This is a genomic window from Polymorphobacter multimanifer, from assembly GCF_014205635.1.
GTDB lineage: Bacteria > Pseudomonadota > Alphaproteobacteria > Sphingomonadales > Sphingomonadaceae > Sandarakinorhabdus > Sandarakinorhabdus multimanifer.
Window position 1 is genome coordinate 1 of sequence record NZ_JACIIV010000024.1, and the last position, 17748, is coordinate 17748.

Consider the following 17748-nt stretch of genomic DNA (forward strand, 5'->3'; position numbering starts at 1 on the left):
ATCAACTCAGGCTTCGTAAGCTGCTCAAGTTCCTCGCGATTCATGGATAGTGTGAATCATAGACGCGACCCCTTGGCAAGGGGGTGGGTAATTACCCGAAAACCGGTTGGCCGCCTACTGTGGCAGTGGCGTTCTGGAAGCTGTCAAACCGCCCGAAGCGATTAACGCGCGTGTTGAGACTCCAGTCACCAATGCGGGTGAAATTAGCAATCAGAAGCTTTGTGCGGGGCAGGTTTGTGGTCAGGTTGGATTGCGCCCGCCGATCAAAGAGCACAAAGCCCGCTCCGAGTGACTGGAGTTGGGACGGGTTGTCAGCAATGCGGCGGATATCAGTTTGATTGTAATTATAGCCGATGTTCCACGCCATTTCTCCATCGCTACCCAAATTATGGCGATAAGTGGCGACGATATCCAAACCACGCGTCCGCGTATCAATTGCGTTGGCATAATATTGGCCACTTATTTCTGGCGAAAGTCCATTTGCAACGAGTATGGCAGATACCGCCGCGCCGGTTAGCGTGCTGGTGATGGTAATCCGATCACGCACATCGATCTGGTAGCCATCAATAGTGATTGTCAACGCTGCCAATGGCGTCAGCACCACCCCCAATGAGAAATTGGTCGACTCCTCGGGCTGGAGCGGGATCGCACCGAGCGCAATCGCTGAGGGCGAATTGACCGGGAGGGTCTTGATCTGCAGCAGATCGAGCACCCCGTTGACAGTGCGGAATTGCCCCGTTGTCGAGGCATAAAGTTGCTGCGCTACCGATGGCGCGCGGAAACCCGTCGAGACGGCGCCGCGGACGCTTATCCAATCTGTCAGTTCCTGCCGTGCTGTAATCTTCCCAATCAGCGTATCGCGGCTGGCATCATCATAATGTTCATAGCGTAACGCCCCCGAAATTGTTGTCCGAGTCGTTGGATCCCACGCCAGATCGACATATGCGGACAAATTGTTGCGCGAGAGCGAACCCGCATCGGCGGGTGTGAAGCCGCTCGCACCCTGCGCGCCGGGCGCGGGGCGGATCGTTACACCGTTTGCCACATAGGTGTAGTTTCCGGCCTGATAAGACTCGAGTTGACCTTCAGAAACTGCATACCGCTCACGGCGATGTTGCAGCCCGGTCGATACCTGCAGCTTGCCGCTCCCCACTTCGAAGCTGCGCGTGAAATCGAGTGAATTGATCCACTCGTTCGAGCGCAGCGCGCCGACCGAAAACTCGGTTGGGCTCGTTGGCCCAAGCGACGCGTTGATCGAATCATAGGCACTCTGACGAGCACGGTTTTGGCCATATACGCTAGAAAGGTCCCAATCCCAGCCGCTAACTTGACCACGCAGCCCCACAGCGAGCTCGAAATCCTCTTCCTGGATCAGAAGCGTTGGCCGGAGACCATTGGGATAGACTTCGGGCAGCGACGCCGCATTGTTGGGCGCGCGAAATGTCTGTGTCAGGTCTGACCGACGCTGGCTGAAGGTTCCGAACGAATAGAGCTCCACTCCCCCGAAATCATACTCGAGATTGTGGCCGACATTGAAGCCGCGCACCGGAAAGTTGCCAAACTGGGTGGTAACGAGCCGGTCGATCGTCGCCTCGCGCGGATCGCGCTGGCCGTTCACCGTGCGATAAAGGTTGATATTGGGGCTGATCGGCACGGCGCGGTTGGAAAGCTCCTGCTGGCGCGCCGAGAGGAACAGGTCGAGAAAGCCCCGGTCGCCGAGACTGGTGCCGATATTTGCGTTGAGGATGTAATTCTCGCCGTCCGACCGGTCGAAGTTTTGGCCGGCACTGAAATTGATCTGCCCGCCCTCACGGTCCGACTTGAGAATGAAGTTGATCACACCGGCAATGGCGTCCGAACCATATTGCGCCGCCGCGCCATCACGCAGCACTTCCACTCGGCCGATCGCCGATTGCGGGATGAGATCGAGATCCACCGGCACCGCGCCATTATAAAGCGCCGAAACGGCGTTGATCAGCGAGGTTTTGTGACGACGCTTGCCGTTGACCAGGATCAGCGTCTGATCTGGATTTAGTCCACGCAGGCCGCCGGTCTGGATAATCGTCGACGTGCCGCCACCGGCGCGCTGCGGCGCGTTGAACGACGGCACCAGCAGATTGAGGGCGGCGATGGTGCCGAAACGGCCGGTGCGCTCGAGCTCGGGGGCGGAGATGACATCGATCGGCGTCGGGCTCTCGGCGACGGTGCGCGCGACGCCGCGGGTGCCCGTCACGATCATTTCCGCCTCGTTCAGAGGCGCCGGATCGGCAGCGGCGACCTGCGTGGGCTGGGTTTGCGCTGCTGCCGAACCTGATGCGAGCACGAAGGCCAGCACCGCAAGACTCGCCGCTGCATTGCGATAATCGATCGTCGGCATGAACGCCCCCTTTTGTCTTCCCACACCCGTCTCAACGAGCGAGTTGAAGGTTTCTGCCAATCCACCACCCGGTTCGCGTGATTTTTTTTCACAGATGCACAATCAGACGTTTCGAACGTTGCGGCTGGACAAGCGACATGACTTGATGTTCCATTACGTTTCGATGACGCAGTTCGATACGGCAGGGCAGGCCTGCCGATGGGCGATGGAGGGGGTGGCTTGAGCAACAACCACGATCCCAGGGTCGCAGGGGCGCAGGTCCGCGCACGGCTCGACTGGTTCAAGGGCCAGGTCCTGCCGCACGAGGCAGCGCTTCGGGCACGTCTGCGCCGGATCATGCCCCGCCGTGCCGATCTCGACGATATCGTAGCCGAAGCGCTTGCCCGGGCCTTCGCCACCGAAGACTTCGCGCGGGTGACTGGCGGCCGCGCCTGGCTTTTCCGCATCGCCCGCAACCTGATCATCGACCAGGCGCGGCGCGACAAGATCATCTCCTTCGAACAGCTGGCGGATTTCGACCTGATCGCGTCGGACGTGAACACCGAGGCGCGGCTGGAAGCACGCGATGAATTGCGGCGACTCGAGGCGATTGTCGATACCCTGCCTATCCAATGTCGCAGGGCGTTCATTTTGCGCCGTATCTACGATAAACCTGTGGCGGAGATAGCAGAAGAGATGGGCTTGTCCGTCTCTACTGTCGACAAGCACATTGCCCGGGCCACCGCCAAGGTGATGGTCGCAATCGGTGAGTTCGAGGAATTTCGCGTTGGTGGCTCGCTACAGCAGGATCGACGAGCGCGAGAGGCTTGAAGACGAAGCGGCGCGGCGGTTCCTCGCGGCGCGGGCATCGGGAAGCGACGACGACTGGGCCGAGGCCTATGCGTGGATTGCCGAGCATCCGGCGCATGGCGTGGCCTTTGCCAAGGCCGAGGCGGCATGGGAGATCAGCGGGCGGCTGAAGGAAGTGGCGCCGCGGATCGACCCCGAGGCGATTGCCGGGCCGGCGGGTCGCTTCGAGGCGGTGGTGGGCCGCCGCCAGGTGATCGCGGCGATCTTTGCCACGGCGTTCATCGGCACGGCGGCGACGGTGGCGGTGCAGAAGGCCAGTGCGGTGGTGCGATACCGGACCGCGGTGGGCGAGGCGCGGCGGTTTCGGCTCGAAGATGGGTCGAGCATCTTTCTCAACACCAATTCGGCGGTGGAAATCGCCATTCGCGAGCGCTCGCGCTTCGTGCGGCTGCTGCGCGGCGAAGCAAGCTTCATTGTGGCGGCCGACCATCCGGCGCCGCTGGTGATCGATGCGGAGGGCACCACGCTGCAGGCCAGGGGCGGCGGCTTCAATGTGCGGCTGCGGCCCGATGTGCTCGAGCTGACGGTCGTCGACGGGATGGTGCGGGTGGCGGGGCTGGAGGGTGCCGGTTCTGAAGGCAGAGGGGATGTCCGGGTGGTGGCGGCGACGCAGGGGGCGGCGATTCGCGGCGGTTCGGTGGCGATGACCGCCCTGTCGAGCATGCAGGCGGCGCGGCGGCTGGCGTGGCAATCGGGCATTGTCGAATTTCGCGGCGAGACGCTGGCGCAAGCGGTGGACGAATTCAACCGCTACCGGGTGAGCCCGCTGGTGATCGGCGACCCCGAGATTGCGTCGGTGCGGGTGGAAGGGCGGTTCCGGGTGGGGGCGTCGGACCAGTTCATCGGGCTGCTTTCGCCGGGGCTGGGCATTCGGCAGGTGGTGGGGGCCGACCGGTCGGTGCTGCTGCTGAGGGCGCCGGGTTTTGCCCCCGATTTGTCCGAGGATGGCAGAAACCTCGCGCTGGATCGTTGAACGGGCATGGACAAGATGCTCGATGCCGACCTGCCCGTTGCTGGCTCCGACCTTGCAGGTGCCGCGAAGGGGGGCATCAAGGTGGGGCGGCTGCGGTCGATCTTCGGCGGGTCGCTCGGCAATCTGGTCGAATGGTATGACTGGTATGTCTATTCGGCGTTCACGCTGTATTTTGCGCCGAGCTTCTTTCCCTCCGACGACAGCACGGCGCAGCTGCTCAATGCCGCCGCCATCTTTGCCGTGGGCTTTCTGATGCGGCCGCTGGGGGCCTGGATCATGGGGATGTATGCCGACCGGCGGGGTCGCAAGGCGGGGCTGACATTGTCGGTGATGCTGATGGGCGGCGGATCGCTGCTGATTGCGGCGACGCCGACCTATGCGATGATCGGTGCCTGGGCGCCGGCGATGCTGCTGTTTGCGCGGCTGCTGCAGGGGCTTTCGGTGGGCGGCGAATATGGGGCGAGCGCCACCTATCTTTCGGAAATGGCGCAGCGCGACCACCGCGGCTTCTTTTCGAGCTTCCAGTACGTGACCCTCATCGCCGGGCAGTTGCTGGCGCTGAGCGTGCTGCTGCTGCTGCAACTGACGATGCCGGTGGCGATGCTGGAGGACTGGGGATGGCGGATTCCCTTCGCGATCGGCGGAGTGCTGGCGTTCAGCGTGTTCTACCTGCGCCGCCGGCTTTCGGAGACGCCGCAGTTCGAGGCGGCAAGCGCCGATCCCGGTCGGCGGGCTTCAAGCGGCACCGCGCTGTTCCGCCATCATCCGCGGCAGGTGGCAGTCGTGATCGCGTTGACCGCCGGGGGCACGCTCGCCTTTTATACCTACTCGACCTACATGCAGAAATTCCTCGTCAATTCGGCCGGCTTCGGGCGCGAGACAGCGACGGGCATCATGGCGGCGGCGCTGTTCGTGTACATGCTGCTGCAGCCGGCGGCGGGCTGGCTTTCGGACCGGGTGGGGCGCAAGCCGCTGCTGATCGGCTTCGGGGTGGCGGGGATGCTGTTCACCGTGCCGATCTTCATGGCGCTGGAGACGGTGTCCAACTCCTTCCACGCCTTTCTGCTGGTGCTGGCCGCACTTGTGATCGTGACCGGATACACCTCGATCAATGCCGTGGTGAAGGCCGAGCTGTTTCCCGCGAACATCCGGGCACTGGGGGTGGCACTGCCCTATGCGCTGGCCAATACGGTGTTTGGCGGCACCGCCGAATATGTGGCGCTGACCTTCAAGAGCTGGGACCTGGAGCGCGGCTTCTACTGGTATGTGGCAGCGACGATCGGCATGTCGCTGATCGTCTATATCCGCATGTCCGAGACGAAGGGCGGTGTGAAGGACTGAGCAGCGACCATGGGGGTGATTGCGGGGTTGCAGCGACATGGGGACGCGGCCATGCGTGCACGTTCACGGCGTGACACCATTCGAGGCACACCATGCTCGACTATCTGAACAACATGCTCGGCAAGACCGGGCTACCGCCGCATGGCTTTTGCCTGTTCTGGGACGAGGAGCTGGTGTGGACGCATGTGATTGCCGATCTGGTGATCGGGCTTTCGTACTTCTCGATTCCGGTGGTGCTGGCGCTTTTCGTGCTGCGGCGGCAGGACCTGGATTTCGGCTGGGTGGCCTGGATGTTCGTGGCGTTCATCCTGGCCTGCGGGGCGACGCACTTCTTCTCGATCCTGACGCTGTGGGTGCCGGCCTATGGCGTGCAGGGGCTGCTCAAGCTGTTCACGGCCGGCGTCTCGCTGCTGACGGCGATGGCGCTGTGGCCGCTGCTTCCCAAGGCGCTGGCGCTGCCCTCCCCGGCGCAACTGCGCGCCGCCAATGACTCGCTGACGGCGCGGATTGCCGAGCGCGACGTGGCGCTGGCAGCGCTCAACCGCGAGATTGCCGAGCGATCGCGGGTGGAGGAGCTGCTCCGCCAATCGCAGAAGCTGGAGGCGGTGGGACAGCTGACCGGCGGCATCGCGCATGACTTCAACAATCTGCTGACGATCGTGATGACCAATCTGGACCGTGCGGCGCGGCTGGCCGAGGATCCGCGGCTTGCGCGACCGCTGGCGCATGCGATGGAGGGTGCGGAACGCGGGGCGCGGCTGACCCAGCAGCTGCTCGCCTTTTCGCGCAAGCAGCCGCTGGCGCCGAGCGCGCAGGACCTCAATCGGGTGATCCTGGGCATGACCGACCTGCTCGACCGCACGCTGGGCAGCGGCATCGAGGTGGCGCTCGATCTGGATGACGCGCTGCCGCTGGTGGTTGTCGATCCGGTCCAGGCCGAGAATGCGCTGCTCAACCTGGCGATCAATGCCCGTGATGCGATGCCCGGCGGCGGCACGCTGACCTTCTCGACCCGCGCCGAGGCCGGGCGGGTGGTGCTGACGGTGGCCGACACCGGCGTGGGGATGCCGACGGCGGTGCGCGACCGGGCGCTCGAGCCGTTCTTCACCACCAAGGGCGTGGGCCAGGGCAGCGGGCTGGGGCTGGCACAGGTTTACGGCTTTACAACACAATCGGGCGGGGAGATTGAACTGGAAAGCGCCGAACATGTCGGGACGCGGATCATGATCACGCTTCCGGCGGTCGAAGGGAATTGGAATGGGGATGGATGAACAGCTGACGGTGCTCATCGTCGAGGACGAGGCGCTGGTGATGATCATCGCCCAGGAAGAGCTCGAGGATGCAGGCTTTTTGGTGCTGACGGCGTGCGATGCCGATGAGGCGATGCGCCATCTGGAAAGCGATGCGCGGATCGATGTGCTGTTCACCGACATCCGCTTTCCGGGCGCGCTCGATGGCTGGGCGGTGGCGCAGCGAGCGCGGGCCTTCCGGCCGGGGATCCGCGTTGTCTATGCCACCGGCTACAGTGCCTCGCGGCCCGACTCGGTGCCGGACAGTGTGCTGTTCATCAAACCCTATCGGCTTTCGGACATCATCGATGCCATCAGGCGGCTCGGCGAGCCGGGGCTGCGCGACAACCAGGATGCGTGAAGCGCTGCTTGGCGGGGGGCAAGGGCTTCTTTGTCGCCTTGCAGCAGGGGGTTTGGCATGGGGCTTGGCATGATGAACAGATTTCGCATTCTCCTGGCGCCGTTGCTGGTGCTGTTTTCGGTGGTGGCGCTGGCGCCGGCCGCGGCGGCCGGGCTCGACGGCAAGTGGCGGGTGACGCTCGACCATCCAGGTGGCGAATTGCCGTTCGGCGTGGAAGTGGGCCGGGTGCGCGGCAAGCCGGCGGCATGGCTGATCAATCCGCCCGAGCGGCTGGCAGTGGAGGCGGTGAGCGTGCAAGGCAACACGCTGGTGCTGGGCTTCCCTTCGTACAATGCGAAGCTGACGCTGACGCTGGGCGCCGATGACAGGCTGACGGGCACCGCGGATTTCGTGCGCGCCAATGGCCCGGTGCAGTTGGCCGCCAGCGGCACGCGCGGCGCGTGGCGCTTCGCACAACGGCCGGTGAAGGCCGCGGCGGATTTGACCGGGCGCTGGTCCCTGGTGCGGGGGCCGCGCGGCGAAAAGGGGCTGGCGCAGCTTCGCCAGCAGGGCAATTCGGTGACCGGATCGATCCAGTTTCCGAGCGGTGATGTGCGCTATCTGGCGGGAGATATCAGCGGCAATACGCTGAAGCTTTCGCACTTCGACGGCTCGACCTCGGGGCTGTGGGTGGCGAAGCTGGTGGGTGGCAAGCTTGATGGCGAAGTGTTTTATGCGACCTCGCGCAGTGCCACCTCGTGGAGCGCCGAGCGCGCCAAGGGCGCCGATCTGGAAGCTGTGATGGTGGAGAAGCCGGTGTCCGACCGGCTTGCGTTCAGCTTCCCCGATACCAGCGGCAAGATGGTCTCGCTGAGCGACCCGCAGTTCAAGGGCAAGGTCGTCGTGATCACGCTCGGCGGCGCCTGGTGCCCGAACTGCCATGACGAAGCGAAATTCCTCGGGCCTTATGCCAAGGCGAACAAGAAGAACGGGCTGGAGGTGATCAGCCTCAACTTCGAATATGGCGACGACCAGGCACGCGCATTCCGGCAGATGGACAGCTTTGCCAAGCGCTACAACCTTGCCTATCCGCATCTGCTGGCGGGCCAGCCCACACCCGAAAGCTCGGCAAAGGCGCTGGGGGCGCTGGGGCCGATCAAGGTCTATCCCTCGACGATCTTCATCGGGCGGGATGGCCGGGTGCGGGAAGTGCATGTGGGGTGGGCGGGTCCGGCGACGGGTGCGCTCAATGCCAAGGCGAAGAAGGATTTCGACCTTTACGTGCGCAAGCTGCTCGCCGAAAAGGCCTGATGGCAGAAGCATCGCAGGCGAAGTTGCACGAAAGCTGGCGGGAGCCGCTGGCGGAGACGCTGGCCGGCCCGCGGATGGCGGCGCTGCGGGCGTTTCTGCTCGCCGAGCGCGCGGCGGGGAAGCGGGTTTTTCCGCGCGGGGGCGAGTGGTTTCGTGCCCTTGATCTGACGCCGCTCGACAAGGTGCGCGTGGTGATTCTGGGGCAGGACCCCTATCATGGCGAGGGGCAGGCGCATGGGCTGGCGTTCAGCGTGCGGCCGGGGGTGCGGGTGCCGCCGAGCCTTGTGAACATCTACAAGGAGCTGCAGAGCGACCTTGGCATCGCTCCGGCACGGCACGGGTTTCTGGAGCATTGGGCGAAACAGGGCGTGCTGCTGCTCAACAGCGTTCTGACGGTGGAAATGGCGCGCGCGGCAAGCCACCAGGGCCAGGGTTGGGAGGCGTTCACCGATGCGGTGGTCCGGCTGGTGGCGGCGCGGCCACAGCCTGCTGCATTTCTGCTTTGGGGGAGCCATGCGCAGAAGAAGGCGGGGTTTGTCGATGAAAGCCGGCATCTGGTGCTGAAGGCGCCGCACCCCTCCCCGCTTTCGGCGCACAACGGGTTTTTCGGATGCCGGCATTTTTCGCGGGTGAACACTTGGGCGGAGGCGCGAGGGGAGCCGCCGATCGACTGGGCGCTGCCGCCGGTTTGAGGGCAATTGGCAGGCTGGTAATTTCTGTTACAATTCGGCCATCCTTGGGGGAGGGTCGAATGACGACAACAGCGCGTACACCTTGGCATTTCTGGCCGGTGGCAGTGGTGGGGCTCGCGTGGAACGCGTTCGGGGCCTATGACTATTTCATGTCGATGACGGTGGGTGCGGCCTATTACCGGCAGATGGGCATGACCGACCCGCAGATTGCGTACATGGACGCTTTTCCCGGCTGGATGACGGCGATCTGGGCGACCGGCGTGTGGTGTGCCTTTGGCGGGGCAGTGCTGCTGGCGCTGCGGCGGCGCTGGTCGGTGCCGGTGCTGCTGCTGTCACTCGCGGCGTTTCTGGTGAGCCTGCTCTATTCCTATCTGCTTTCGAACGGGGCGGAGGTGATGGGCGACGCCGCAGCGATGCAGTTCGTGGTGCTGGCGGGGTGCATTTTCTTTGCCATCTACAGCTGGCGGCAGGCGCAGACGGGCGTGCTGCGGTAGGGGTGCCGGGCTGAGGTTGCGGCCTGTCGCCTGCCGGTCTATCGCCTGCGACAACTTCGACTCACAGCAGCAGGACGACAGACCATGGCACGCGCAAAAATCGCTCTCATCGGCGCCGGCAACATCGGCGGCACGCTGGCACATCTGGCGGCGGCGAAGGAGCTGGGCGATGTGGTGCTGTTCGACGTGGTGGAAGGCGTGCCGCAGGGCAAGGCGCTCGACCTGAACCAGTGCGGGCCGGTGGAGGGGTTCGACTCGCACCTCAAGGGCACCAATGATTATGCCGATATCGCCGGCGCCGATGTGATCATCGTGACCGCCGGCGTGGCGCGCAAGCCGGGGATGAGCCGTGACGACCTGCTCGGCATCAACCTGAAGGTGATGAAGGCGGTGGGCGAAGGCATCAAGGCGAATGCGCCGGATGCGTTCGTGATCTGCATCACCAACCCGCTCGATGCGATGGTCTGGGCACTGCGCGAGTTTTCGGGGCTGCCGCATCACATGGTGGTTGGGATGGCGGGCGTGCTCGATTCTTCGCGCTTCCGGCATTTCCTGGCGGACGAGTTCAAGGTGAGCGTGAAGGATGTGACCGCCTTCGTGCTCGGCGGGCATGGCGACACGATGGTGCCGGTGGTGGAATATTCGACCGTGGCGGGCATTCCGATCCCCGATCTGATCAAGATGGGCTGGAGCACGAAGGAGCGGATCGACGCGATCGTGGCACGCACGCGCTCGGGCGGCGGCGAGATCGTGGGGCTGCTGAAGACCGGCAGCGCCTTTTATGCGCCGGCGACGAGCGGCATCGAGATGGCGGAAGCTTTCTTGAAGGACAAGAAGCGCGTGATCCCGTGCGCTGTGAACCTGACCGGGCAATATGGCGTGAACGACCTGTATGTCGGCGTGCCGTGCGTGATCGGTGCCGGCGGCGTGGAGCGCGTGGTCGAGATCGCGCTGGGCGACGAGGCGCAGGCGAACTTCACGGTGTCGGTGGATGCGGTGAAGGAGTTGCTGGCGGCGTGCCGGGCGATCGATCCTTCGCTGGGGTGATCTGGCGCCGCGTCCTTGATTATCTCAAGGAGTTGCGCTCCGCTGAGGCGGCGCAATGGGACATTTTGCCGAAGTGGTTGCAGATACTGACGTATGCACTGGCTCTGCCGGCGTGGTTGTATCTGGCTTCGGGTATTATGTCAGGCGAACCTCGATCCGGGTTGGGCGCTGACATAGCCATTGGGCTGTTTGTGTCGACGGGCGTGCTGCAAATCGTCCTGATCATAAGAGCGTATTGGCGGGGCGATATTCTGTAGTCGTCCGGTTGGGCTTGAGTTTTTGGCGCATTTCTCGAATACATAAGCGATGACTTCTGTAACGGTCCGCACCTTTAAATCCGGCAATTCGGAAGCCATTCGGCTGCCGAAGGGATTTGGGTTCGGCATCGGAACCGAGGTCTGGATCGAGCGCGACGGAAAACGGGTGGTGCTGACGCGGGCCGACGCCCACGCCGAGCGTGTGCAGCCCTCCAACGCGATGCTGGACACGATAGAGGCTATCAGCCCAGCATCCGGCGATTTCTAGGGGCCGACACCGTCTGGTAGCAATACTGCGTTGGCCTCTTATAAACATCGACGCCAATAACGCAGTCAGCCTGCTCGCCTGGCGATGGCGCCGGGTTGCGGCGCAGCATCGCAGTCGCCATAGAAGCGGCGCACGAATCTTTGGCCTTTTGCGAGGGGACACCCATGAACATCCATGAATATCAGGCCAAGGAGGTGCTCGCGAAATTCGGGGTGCCGGTGCCGGCCGGCGTGGCCGCGATGACTGTGGAGGAGGCGGTGGCCGCCACGAGCACCCTGCCGGGGCCGCTTTATGTGGTGAAGGCACAGATCCATGCCGGCGGGCGCGGCAAGGGCAAGTTTGTCGAACTGCCGCCGGAAGCCAAGGGCGGCGTGCGGCTGGCGCGATCGGCCGATGATGTGCGGGCGGCCGCGACCGACATGCTCGGCAACACGCTGGTGACGGTGCAGACCGGGCCGGCGGGCAAGCAGGTCAACCGGCTTTACGTGACCGATGGCGTGGATATCGAGAAGGAATTCTACCTCGCCCTGCTGGTCGACCGCGCGACCGGGCGGATTGCGCTGGTGGTCTCCACCGAAGGCGGCATGGACATCGAGACGGTGGCGCATGACACACCGGAGAAGATCACCACGCTGACGATCGACCCCGCGACCGGGATCATGCCGCACCATGGCCGCGCCGTGGCCGCCACGCTGGGGCTGACCGGCGACCTCGCCAAGCAGGCCGAGCATGTGGTGGCGACGCTGTATGCAGCGTTTGTAGGCACCGATGCTTCGCAGATCGAGATCAACCCGCTGGCGGTGACCGGCGACGGACAGTTGATGGTTCTCGATGCCAAGGTCGGGTTCGACCCCAATGCGCTGTATCGCCACCCCGACCTGGTGGCGCTGCGCGACCTGACCGAGGAGGACCCTGCGGAAGTCGAGGCGTCGAAGTATGACCTGGCGTTCATCAAGCTCGATGGCTCGATCGGCTGCCTGGTGAATGGTGCCGGCCTTGCGATGGCGACGATGGATATCATCAAGCTGAATGGCGAGGAGCCGGCCAACTTCCTCGATGTGGGCGGTGGGGCCGACAAGGAGAAGGTGACCAACGCTTTCAAGCTGATCCTCAAGGACCCGGCGGTGAAGGGCATTCTCGTCAACATCTTCGGCGGCATCATGCGCTGCGACATCATCGCCGAGGGCATTATTGCCGCGGCCAAGGAAGTGAACCTTTCGGTGCCGCTGGTTGTGCGGCTCGAGGGGACGAATGTGGAACTGGGCAAGAAGATCCTCGCCGAGAGCGGCCTTCCGATCATCTCGGGGGACAATCTGGGGGATGCCGCGGCGAAGATCGTCGCTGAAGTGCGGAAGGCTGCGTAATGTCGATTCTCGTAGGCAAGAACACCCGGGTCATCACCCAGGGCTTCACCGGCAAACAGGGCACCTTCCATACCGAGGCTTCGATCGCCTATGGCACGCAGGTCGTGGGGGGCACAGCACCGGGCAAGGGTGGGCAGACGCATCTGGGGCTGCCGGTGTTCAACACCGTGCATGAAGCGCGCGCGGCGACGGGCTGCGATGCCAGCGTCGTCTATGTGCCGCCGCCCGGTGCGGCCGATGCGATTTGCGAGGCGATCGACGCCGAAGTGCCGCTGATCATCTGCATCACCGAGGGCATTCCGGTGCTCGACATGGTGCGGGTGAAGCGCTCGCTCTCGGGTTCGAAATCGCGGCTGATCGGGCCGAATTGCCCGGGCGTGCTGACGCCGGGCGAGTGCAAGATCGGCATCATGCCGGGGAACATCTTCTCCAAGGGCTCGGTGGGCGTTGTTTCGCGCTCGGGAACGCTGATCTATGAGGCGGTGCACCAGACGACGGCGGTGGGCCTTGGCCAGACGACGGCGGTGGGGATCGGCGGCGATCCGGTGAACGGCACAAACTTCATCGACATGCTCGAGCTGTTCCTCGCCGACGAGGCGACGCAGAGCATCATCATGATCGGCGAGATCGGCGGCGATGCCGAAGAGCAGGCGGCGCAGTTCATTGCCGATGAGGCGAAGCGCGGGCGCAAGAAGCCGATGGTGGGGTTCATCGCCGGCACCACGGCCCCTCCCGGCCGGCGGATGGGCCATGCCGGCGCCATCGTTTCTGGCGGCAAGGGCGATGCTGGATCGAAGATGGCGGCGATGGAAGCCGCCGGCATTCGAGTCTCGCCGTCGCCATCGCTGCTCGGGATCACACTGGCTGAACTGTTGAAGGGCTGAAGCCGTTAACGGTGGACAGGGGGCTGGCCCCCTGCCCGCCCACGGCATAGCAGCCATGCCGGTGACATGCAGGCCGCACCGGTCTATCAGGGCGCGGCAGAACGAGGACGAGTGTGATGGCAGACGAGGCGCTGTTGCCGACGGCGGCGGACCGGGCGGGACCGAGCTGGGCGAGAAGTGACTGGCCACCGCGTCCCGATGATGCGCTGACGCGCGGGCTCGATGCGGCCGACATGCTGATGCCCGCCAAGGCGGCATCGAAGGCGGCCGAGAAGGCGGCGAGTTCGGGTGCAACGCCCGAGGACATTGCGCGGGCGGCGCGCGATGCGGTGAATGCGCTGATGCTGATCCGCACCTACCGGGTGCGCGGGCATCTGGCGGCCAATCTCGATCCGCTGGGGCTCTTGAAGCGCGACCTGCCGGCCGATCTGACGCCGGAATATCATGGCTTCGGCGAGGATGACCTCGACCGGCCGATCCATATCGCCGGGGTGCTGGGAATCGAGACGGCGACGATCCGCGAGCTGGTGGAGATCTTGCGGCAGAATTACTGCGGCAAGGTCGGCGTGGAGTACATGCACATCAATGATGTGGAGGAGCGGCGCTTCATTCAGGAGAAGATCGAGGGTCGCAACAAGGAGATCCACTTCACCGCACTCGGCAAGCGCGCGATCCTGAACAAGCTGATCGAGGCCGAGCAGTGGGAGCGGTTTTTGGGCCGGAAATATGTCGGCACCAAGCGCTTCGGGCTCGATGGCGGGGAATCGATGATTCCGGCGATGGAATCGATCATCAAGACCGGCGGCCAGCTCGGGATCACCGAGATCGTGTTCGGGATGCCGCACCGCGGCCGGCTCAACATGCTCGGCAATGTGATGCAGAAGCCGTTCCGGATCATCTTCCACGAATTTGGCGGCGGCTCGGCGAACCCCGATGATGTCGGCGGCTCGGGCGATGTGAAATACCATCTGGGTGCCAGCACCGACCGCGAGTTCGACGGCAACAAGGTGCATTTGAGCCTGGCGCCCAACCCTTCGCACCTGGAAGCGGTCGACCCGGTGGTGCTCGGCAAGGTGCGCGCCATCCAGACGATGGCGGACGATGTGGACCGCGCCCATGCGATGCCGGTGCTGCTGCACGGCGATGCGGCCTTTGCCGGCCAGGGCATTGTGGCGGAGTGCTTCGGGTTTTCCGGCATCGGTGGCTACAACACCGGTGGCACGATCCACTTCATCGTCAACAACCAGGTCGGGTTCACGACGAGTCCGCAGTTCGCGCGCTCGTCCCCCTATCCGAGCGATGTCGGCAAGATCGTGCAGGCGCCGATCTTCCATGTGAACGGCGATGACCCCGAGGCGGTGACCTTTGCCACCAAGGTGGCGACCGAATTCCGCCAGAAGTTCAAGCGCGACGTGGTGATCGACATGTGGTGCTATCGGCGCTTCGGGCACAATGAGAGCGACGAGCCGAGCTTCACCCAGCCGCTCATGTATGCCGAGATCGGGTCGCATGCGCCGGTGAGCGAGATTTACGCCGAGCGGCTGATCAAGGAGGGCGTGATCGACGCGCGCTTCGTGCCCGAGGCGATTGCGACCTACACCAAGACGCTGGAGAATGATTTCGAGTCGGCCACGACCTACAAGGCCAACAAGGCCGACTGGTTCGAGGGGCGCTGGGCGGGGCTCAACAGGCCGATGGAAGCGGTGGACAGCCGGCGCGCGGCTGACACCGGCGTCGCGACTTCGGAGCTGCGCGCGATCGGCCAGGTGCTGACCTATGTGCCTTCGGGGTTCAACATTCATCCGACGTTGGGGCGCATCCTCAAGGCCAAGGCCGAGATGATCGAGACCGGGCAGAACATCGATTGGGCGACGGCGGAAGCATTGGCCTATGGCTCGCTGCTGCGCGAGGGCCAGGGGGTTCGGCTCTCCGGCCAGGATTCGGGACGCGGCACCTTCAGCCAGCGCCACGCGGTGTGGACCGACCAGAAGACCGGTGCCCGCCATGTGCCGCTGAAGGGACTGGGGGCATTCGAAGTGCTCGACAGCCCCTTGTCCGAATTCGGCGTGCTGGGCTTCGAATATGGCTATTCGCTCACCGACCCGCGGACGCTGGTGCTGTGGGAGGCGCAGTTCGGCGACTTCGTGAACGGCGCGCAGACGATCATCGACCAGTTCATCACCAGCGGCGAGATCAAGTGGCTGCGGGCGAATGGCCTGACGATGCTGCTGCCGCATGGCTATGAGGGCCAGGGGCCGGAGCATAGTTCGGCGCGCGTGGAGCGGTTTTTGACCGCCTGCGCCGAGGACAATATCCAGGTGGCGAATGCGACGACGCCGAGCAATTATTTCCACCTGCTGCGCCGGCAGATGCTGCGCGACTTCCGCAAGCCGCTGATCATATTCACGCCGAAATCGCTGCTGCGCCACAAGCGGGCGGTGAGCTCGCTCGCGCACATGGCCGACGGCACCAGCTTCCACCGTGTGCTCGACGACCTGGCGCCGTGTGACCCGGACAAGGTACGGCGGCTCGTCCTGTGCACCGGCAAGGTCTATTACGACCTTCTGGAGGCGCGCGAGACGACGGAACGCAACGATGTGTATCTGTTGCGGGTGGAGCAGCTCTACCCCTTCCCCGGCGACGCGGTGCAGGAGTATGCGGCGCGCTTCCCGAACCTCGAAGAGGTGGTGTGGGCACAGGAAGAGCCGAAGAACGCCGGTGCCTGGAGCTTCATCAACCCGCTGATCGAGGATGCGCTGGGGCAGCGCCCGACCTATGCCGGGCGCCCTGCGGCGGCAGCGACGGCGACCGGGCTGTTGAAGCGGCACGCGCTGGAACAGGCGAAGCTGGTGGCAGAAGCGCTTGGCGCTGGCCGAGAAACGGCGAAGGTCGCGGCCGGCAATGAACTCGAAACCTCGAAGCAATCGTTGAAGGAAGTCAGCTGACCATGGCTCAGGACGTCATCATCCCCGCCCTTGGCGAATCGATCACCGAAGCGACGGTGGGCGTGTGGCTCAAGCAGGTGGGCGAGCATGTCGCCGCCGATGAGCCGATCGTGAGCCTGGAGACCGACAAGGTGGCGGTGGATGTGCCGTCGCCGATTGCCGGCGTGATCATGGCGCATCTGGCGCAACCGGGTGACACGGTGATGGTGGGAAGCGCCATTGCGGCGGTCGAGGCGGGCGATGCGCCGGCGGCCTCGGCGGCAGCGCCTGCTGCTGCGGCGGCACCGGCTGCGGCACCAGCACCCTCCCCTGCCCCGGCTCCTGCTGCCGCTCCGGCACCGGCACCGGCAGCGCCCGCTGCTGAAGCGCAGGCGCTCGACGCGATGGGGCCGGCGGTGCGGAAGATCATCGAGGATTATGACCTCGATCCCGCCAGCATCAGCGGCACCGGCAAGGATGGCCGGCTGACCAAGGGCGATGTGCTGGCCGCGATCGAGGCTGGCACCGCGAAGCGGGTTGGCAAGGCTGCGGCTGCCCCGGCTGCGGCTGCGGCTGCGGCTGCTCCTGTGGCCGAGCGCCGCGAGGAGCGGGTGCGGATGACGCGGCTTCGGCAGACGATCGCGCGGCGACTGAAGGAAGCGCAGAACACCGCCGCGATGCTGACGACGTTCAACGATGTCGACATGACTGCTGTGATGGCAACGCGCACCCGCTACAAGGACCTGTTCGAGAAGAAGCATGGCGTGCGGCTGGGCTTCATGAGCTTCTTTGCGCAGGCGTGTGTGCTGGCGTTGCGCGATGTGCCGGCGGTGGGGGCGAGCCTCGAGGGCGATGAGATCGTCTATCGCGACTATGCCGACCTCGGCATTGCGGTGTCTTCGCCGGGCGGACTGGTGGTGCCGATCCTGCGCAATGCCGACAAGCTGGGCTTTGCCGCGACCGAGCGGGCGATTGCCGATTTCGGCGCGCGGGCACAGGCTGGGCAGTTGAAGCTCGAGGAACTGCAGGGCGGCAACTTCACCATTTCGAACGGCGGCGTGTTCGGCTCGCTGCTGTCCACACCCATCCTCAACCCGCCGCAATCGGGCGTGCTCGGCATGCACCGGATCGAGGAGCGGCCGGTGGTGCGCGACGGGCAGATCGTGGTGCGGCCGATGATGTATCTGGCGCTGAGCTACGACCACCGGATTGTCGATGGCCGCGAGGCCGTGACCTTCCTGGTGCGGATCAAGGAAGCGCTGGAAGACCCGGCGCGGCTGCTGGTCGATCTCTGACAGGGGAGGCTGTCGCCTCAACACCGATCTTGCGTAATTGGAT

At 64.5% G+C, this 17748-nt stretch carries 16 protein-coding genes; 15 read left to right on the forward strand and 1 reads right to left on the reverse strand.

What is annotated here, in order from left to right; genetic code table 11:
• Window positions 1-91: 91 nt before the first annotated feature.
• Window positions 92-2377, reverse strand: coding sequence for a TonB-dependent receptor plug domain-containing protein (locus FHS79_RS14590; protein WP_184201697.1), 2286 nt, complete (start codon window positions 2375-2377; stop codon window positions 92-94).
• A gap of 219 nt (window positions 2378-2596) precedes the next feature.
• On the opposite strand from FHS79_RS14590, the gene FHS79_RS14595 reads away from it, so the two are divergent.
• The 15 genes from FHS79_RS14595 to odhB all read left to right on the forward strand — a co-directional run bounded on the left by FHS79_RS14595 (window position 2597) and on the right by odhB (window position 17705).
• Window positions 2597-3187, forward strand: a complete 591-nt coding sequence (locus FHS79_RS14595; RefSeq protein ID WP_341534467.1) for an RNA polymerase sigma factor — start codon at window positions 2597-2599, stop codon at window positions 3185-3187.
• Window positions 3147-4199: a FecR family protein gene (locus FHS79_RS14600; RefSeq protein WP_341534468.1), complete on the forward strand. Its 1053-nt coding sequence runs from the start codon at window positions 3147-3149 to the stop codon at window positions 4197-4199. Before FHS79_RS14595 ends, FHS79_RS14600 begins: the two co-directional genes overlap by 41 nt.
• A gap of 6 nt (window positions 4200-4205) precedes the next feature.
• Window positions 4206-5540 carry an MFS transporter gene (locus tag FHS79_RS14605; RefSeq protein ID WP_243452924.1) on the forward strand — a complete coding sequence of 445 codons (1335 nt, stop codon included), beginning with the start codon at window positions 4206-4208 and terminating at the stop codon, window positions 5538-5540.
• A gap of 92 nt (window positions 5541-5632) precedes the next feature.
• On the forward strand, window positions 5633-6811 hold the full coding sequence (locus tag FHS79_RS14610) for a sensor histidine kinase (RefSeq protein ID WP_184201703.1): 1179 nt from the start codon (window positions 5633-5635) through the stop codon (window positions 6809-6811).
• Complete coding sequence (locus FHS79_RS14615; protein ID WP_207792370.1) at window positions 6798-7190, forward strand: response regulator; 393 nt, start codon at window positions 6798-6800, stop codon at window positions 7188-7190. The genes FHS79_RS14610 and FHS79_RS14615 overlap by 14 nt, the downstream gene beginning before the upstream one ends.
• A 72-nt stretch (window positions 7191-7262) precedes the next feature.
• Window positions 7263-8480, forward strand: coding sequence for a peroxiredoxin family protein (locus tag FHS79_RS14620; RefSeq protein WP_184201707.1), 1218 nt, complete (start codon window positions 7263-7265; stop codon window positions 8478-8480).
• On the forward strand, window positions 8480-9172 hold the full coding sequence (ung, locus tag FHS79_RS14625; protein ID WP_184201709.1) for a uracil-DNA glycosylase: 693 nt from the start codon (window positions 8480-8482) through the stop codon (window positions 9170-9172). The genes FHS79_RS14620 and ung overlap by 1 nt, the downstream gene beginning before the upstream one ends.
• Before the next feature lie 59 nt (window positions 9173-9231).
• Window positions 9232-9666 carry a hypothetical protein gene (locus FHS79_RS14630; RefSeq protein WP_184201712.1) on the forward strand — a complete coding sequence of 145 codons (435 nt, stop codon included), beginning with the start codon at window positions 9232-9234 and terminating at the stop codon, window positions 9664-9666.
• Window positions 9667-9750: 84 nt separating this feature from the next.
• Window positions 9751-10713: a malate dehydrogenase gene (gene mdh, locus FHS79_RS14635; protein ID WP_184201715.1), complete on the forward strand. Its 963-nt coding sequence runs from the start codon at window positions 9751-9753 to the stop codon at window positions 10711-10713.
• Entirely contained in the window at window positions 10710-10970 is a 261-nt protein-coding gene (locus tag FHS79_RS14640; RefSeq protein WP_184201718.1) for a hypothetical protein, read from the forward strand. Before mdh ends, FHS79_RS14640 begins: the two co-directional genes overlap by 4 nt.
• 49 nt (window positions 10971-11019) lie before the next feature.
• A complete protein-coding gene (locus FHS79_RS14645) occupies window positions 11020-11238 on the forward strand; it encodes an antitoxin (RefSeq protein ID WP_184201721.1) in 219 nt (72 codons plus the stop codon).
• 164 nt (window positions 11239-11402) lie between these two features.
• On the forward strand, window positions 11403-12602 hold the full coding sequence (gene sucC, locus FHS79_RS14650) for an ADP-forming succinate--CoA ligase subunit beta (protein WP_184201724.1): 1200 nt from the start codon (window positions 11403-11405) through the stop codon (window positions 12600-12602).
• The gene (gene sucD, locus FHS79_RS14655) at window positions 12602-13486 is read left to right on the forward strand and encodes a succinate--CoA ligase subunit alpha (protein ID WP_184201727.1); all 885 of its coding nucleotides are present in this window, start codon (window positions 12602-12604) and stop codon (window positions 13484-13486) included. The genes sucC and sucD overlap by 1 nt, the downstream gene beginning before the upstream one ends.
• Before the next feature lie 116 nt (window positions 13487-13602).
• Window positions 13603-16431, forward strand: coding sequence for a 2-oxoglutarate dehydrogenase E1 component (locus FHS79_RS14660; protein WP_184201730.1), 2829 nt, complete (start codon window positions 13603-13605; stop codon window positions 16429-16431).
• Between the two features lie 2 nt (window positions 16432-16433).
• Window positions 16434-17705: a 2-oxoglutarate dehydrogenase complex dihydrolipoyllysine-residue succinyltransferase gene (gene odhB / locus FHS79_RS14665; RefSeq protein ID WP_184201733.1), complete on the forward strand. Its 1272-nt coding sequence runs from the start codon at window positions 16434-16436 to the stop codon at window positions 17703-17705.
• Window positions 17706-17748 lie beyond the last annotated feature (43 nt).

Bases quoted from the DNA above. Each gene is read 5' to 3' on its own strand.
- ung (WP_184201709.1), top strand. From the start codon at position 8,480: ATGGCAGAAGCATCGCAGGCGAAGTTGCACGAAAGCTGGCGGGAGCCG.
- FHS79_RS14615 (WP_207792370.1), top strand. From the start codon at position 6,798: ATGGGGATGGATGAACAGCTGACGGTGCTCATCGTCGAGGACGAGGCG.
- FHS79_RS14660 (WP_184201730.1), top strand. From the start codon at position 13,603: ATGGCAGACGAGGCGCTGTTGCCGACGGCGGCGGACCGGGCGGGACCG.
- sucD (WP_184201727.1), top strand. From the start codon at position 12,602: ATGTCGATTCTCGTAGGCAAGAACACCCGGGTCATCACCCAGGGCTTC.
- sucC (WP_184201724.1), top strand. From the start codon at position 11,403: ATGAACATCCATGAATATCAGGCCAAGGAGGTGCTCGCGAAATTCGGG.
- mdh (WP_184201715.1), top strand. From the start codon at position 9,751: ATGGCACGCGCAAAAATCGCTCTCATCGGCGCCGGCAACATCGGCGGC.
- FHS79_RS14630 (WP_184201712.1), top strand. From the start codon at position 9,232: ATGACGACAACAGCGCGTACACCTTGGCATTTCTGGCCGGTGGCAGTG.
- FHS79_RS14605 (WP_243452924.1), top strand. From the start codon at position 4,206: ATGGACAAGATGCTCGATGCCGACCTGCCCGTTGCTGGCTCCGACCTT.
- FHS79_RS14590 (WP_184201697.1), bottom strand. From the start codon at position 2,377: ATGCCGACGATCGATTATCGCAATGCAGCGGCGAGTCTTGCGGTGCTG.
- FHS79_RS14645 (WP_184201721.1), top strand. From the start codon at position 11,020: ATGACTTCTGTAACGGTCCGCACCTTTAAATCCGGCAATTCGGAAGCC.
- FHS79_RS14620 (WP_184201707.1), top strand. From the start codon at position 7,263: ATGAACAGATTTCGCATTCTCCTGGCGCCGTTGCTGGTGCTGTTTTCG.
- odhB (WP_184201733.1), top strand. From the start codon at position 16,434: ATGGCTCAGGACGTCATCATCCCCGCCCTTGGCGAATCGATCACCGAA.
- FHS79_RS14610 (WP_184201703.1), top strand. From the start codon at position 5,633: ATGCTCGACTATCTGAACAACATGCTCGGCAAGACCGGGCTACCGCCG.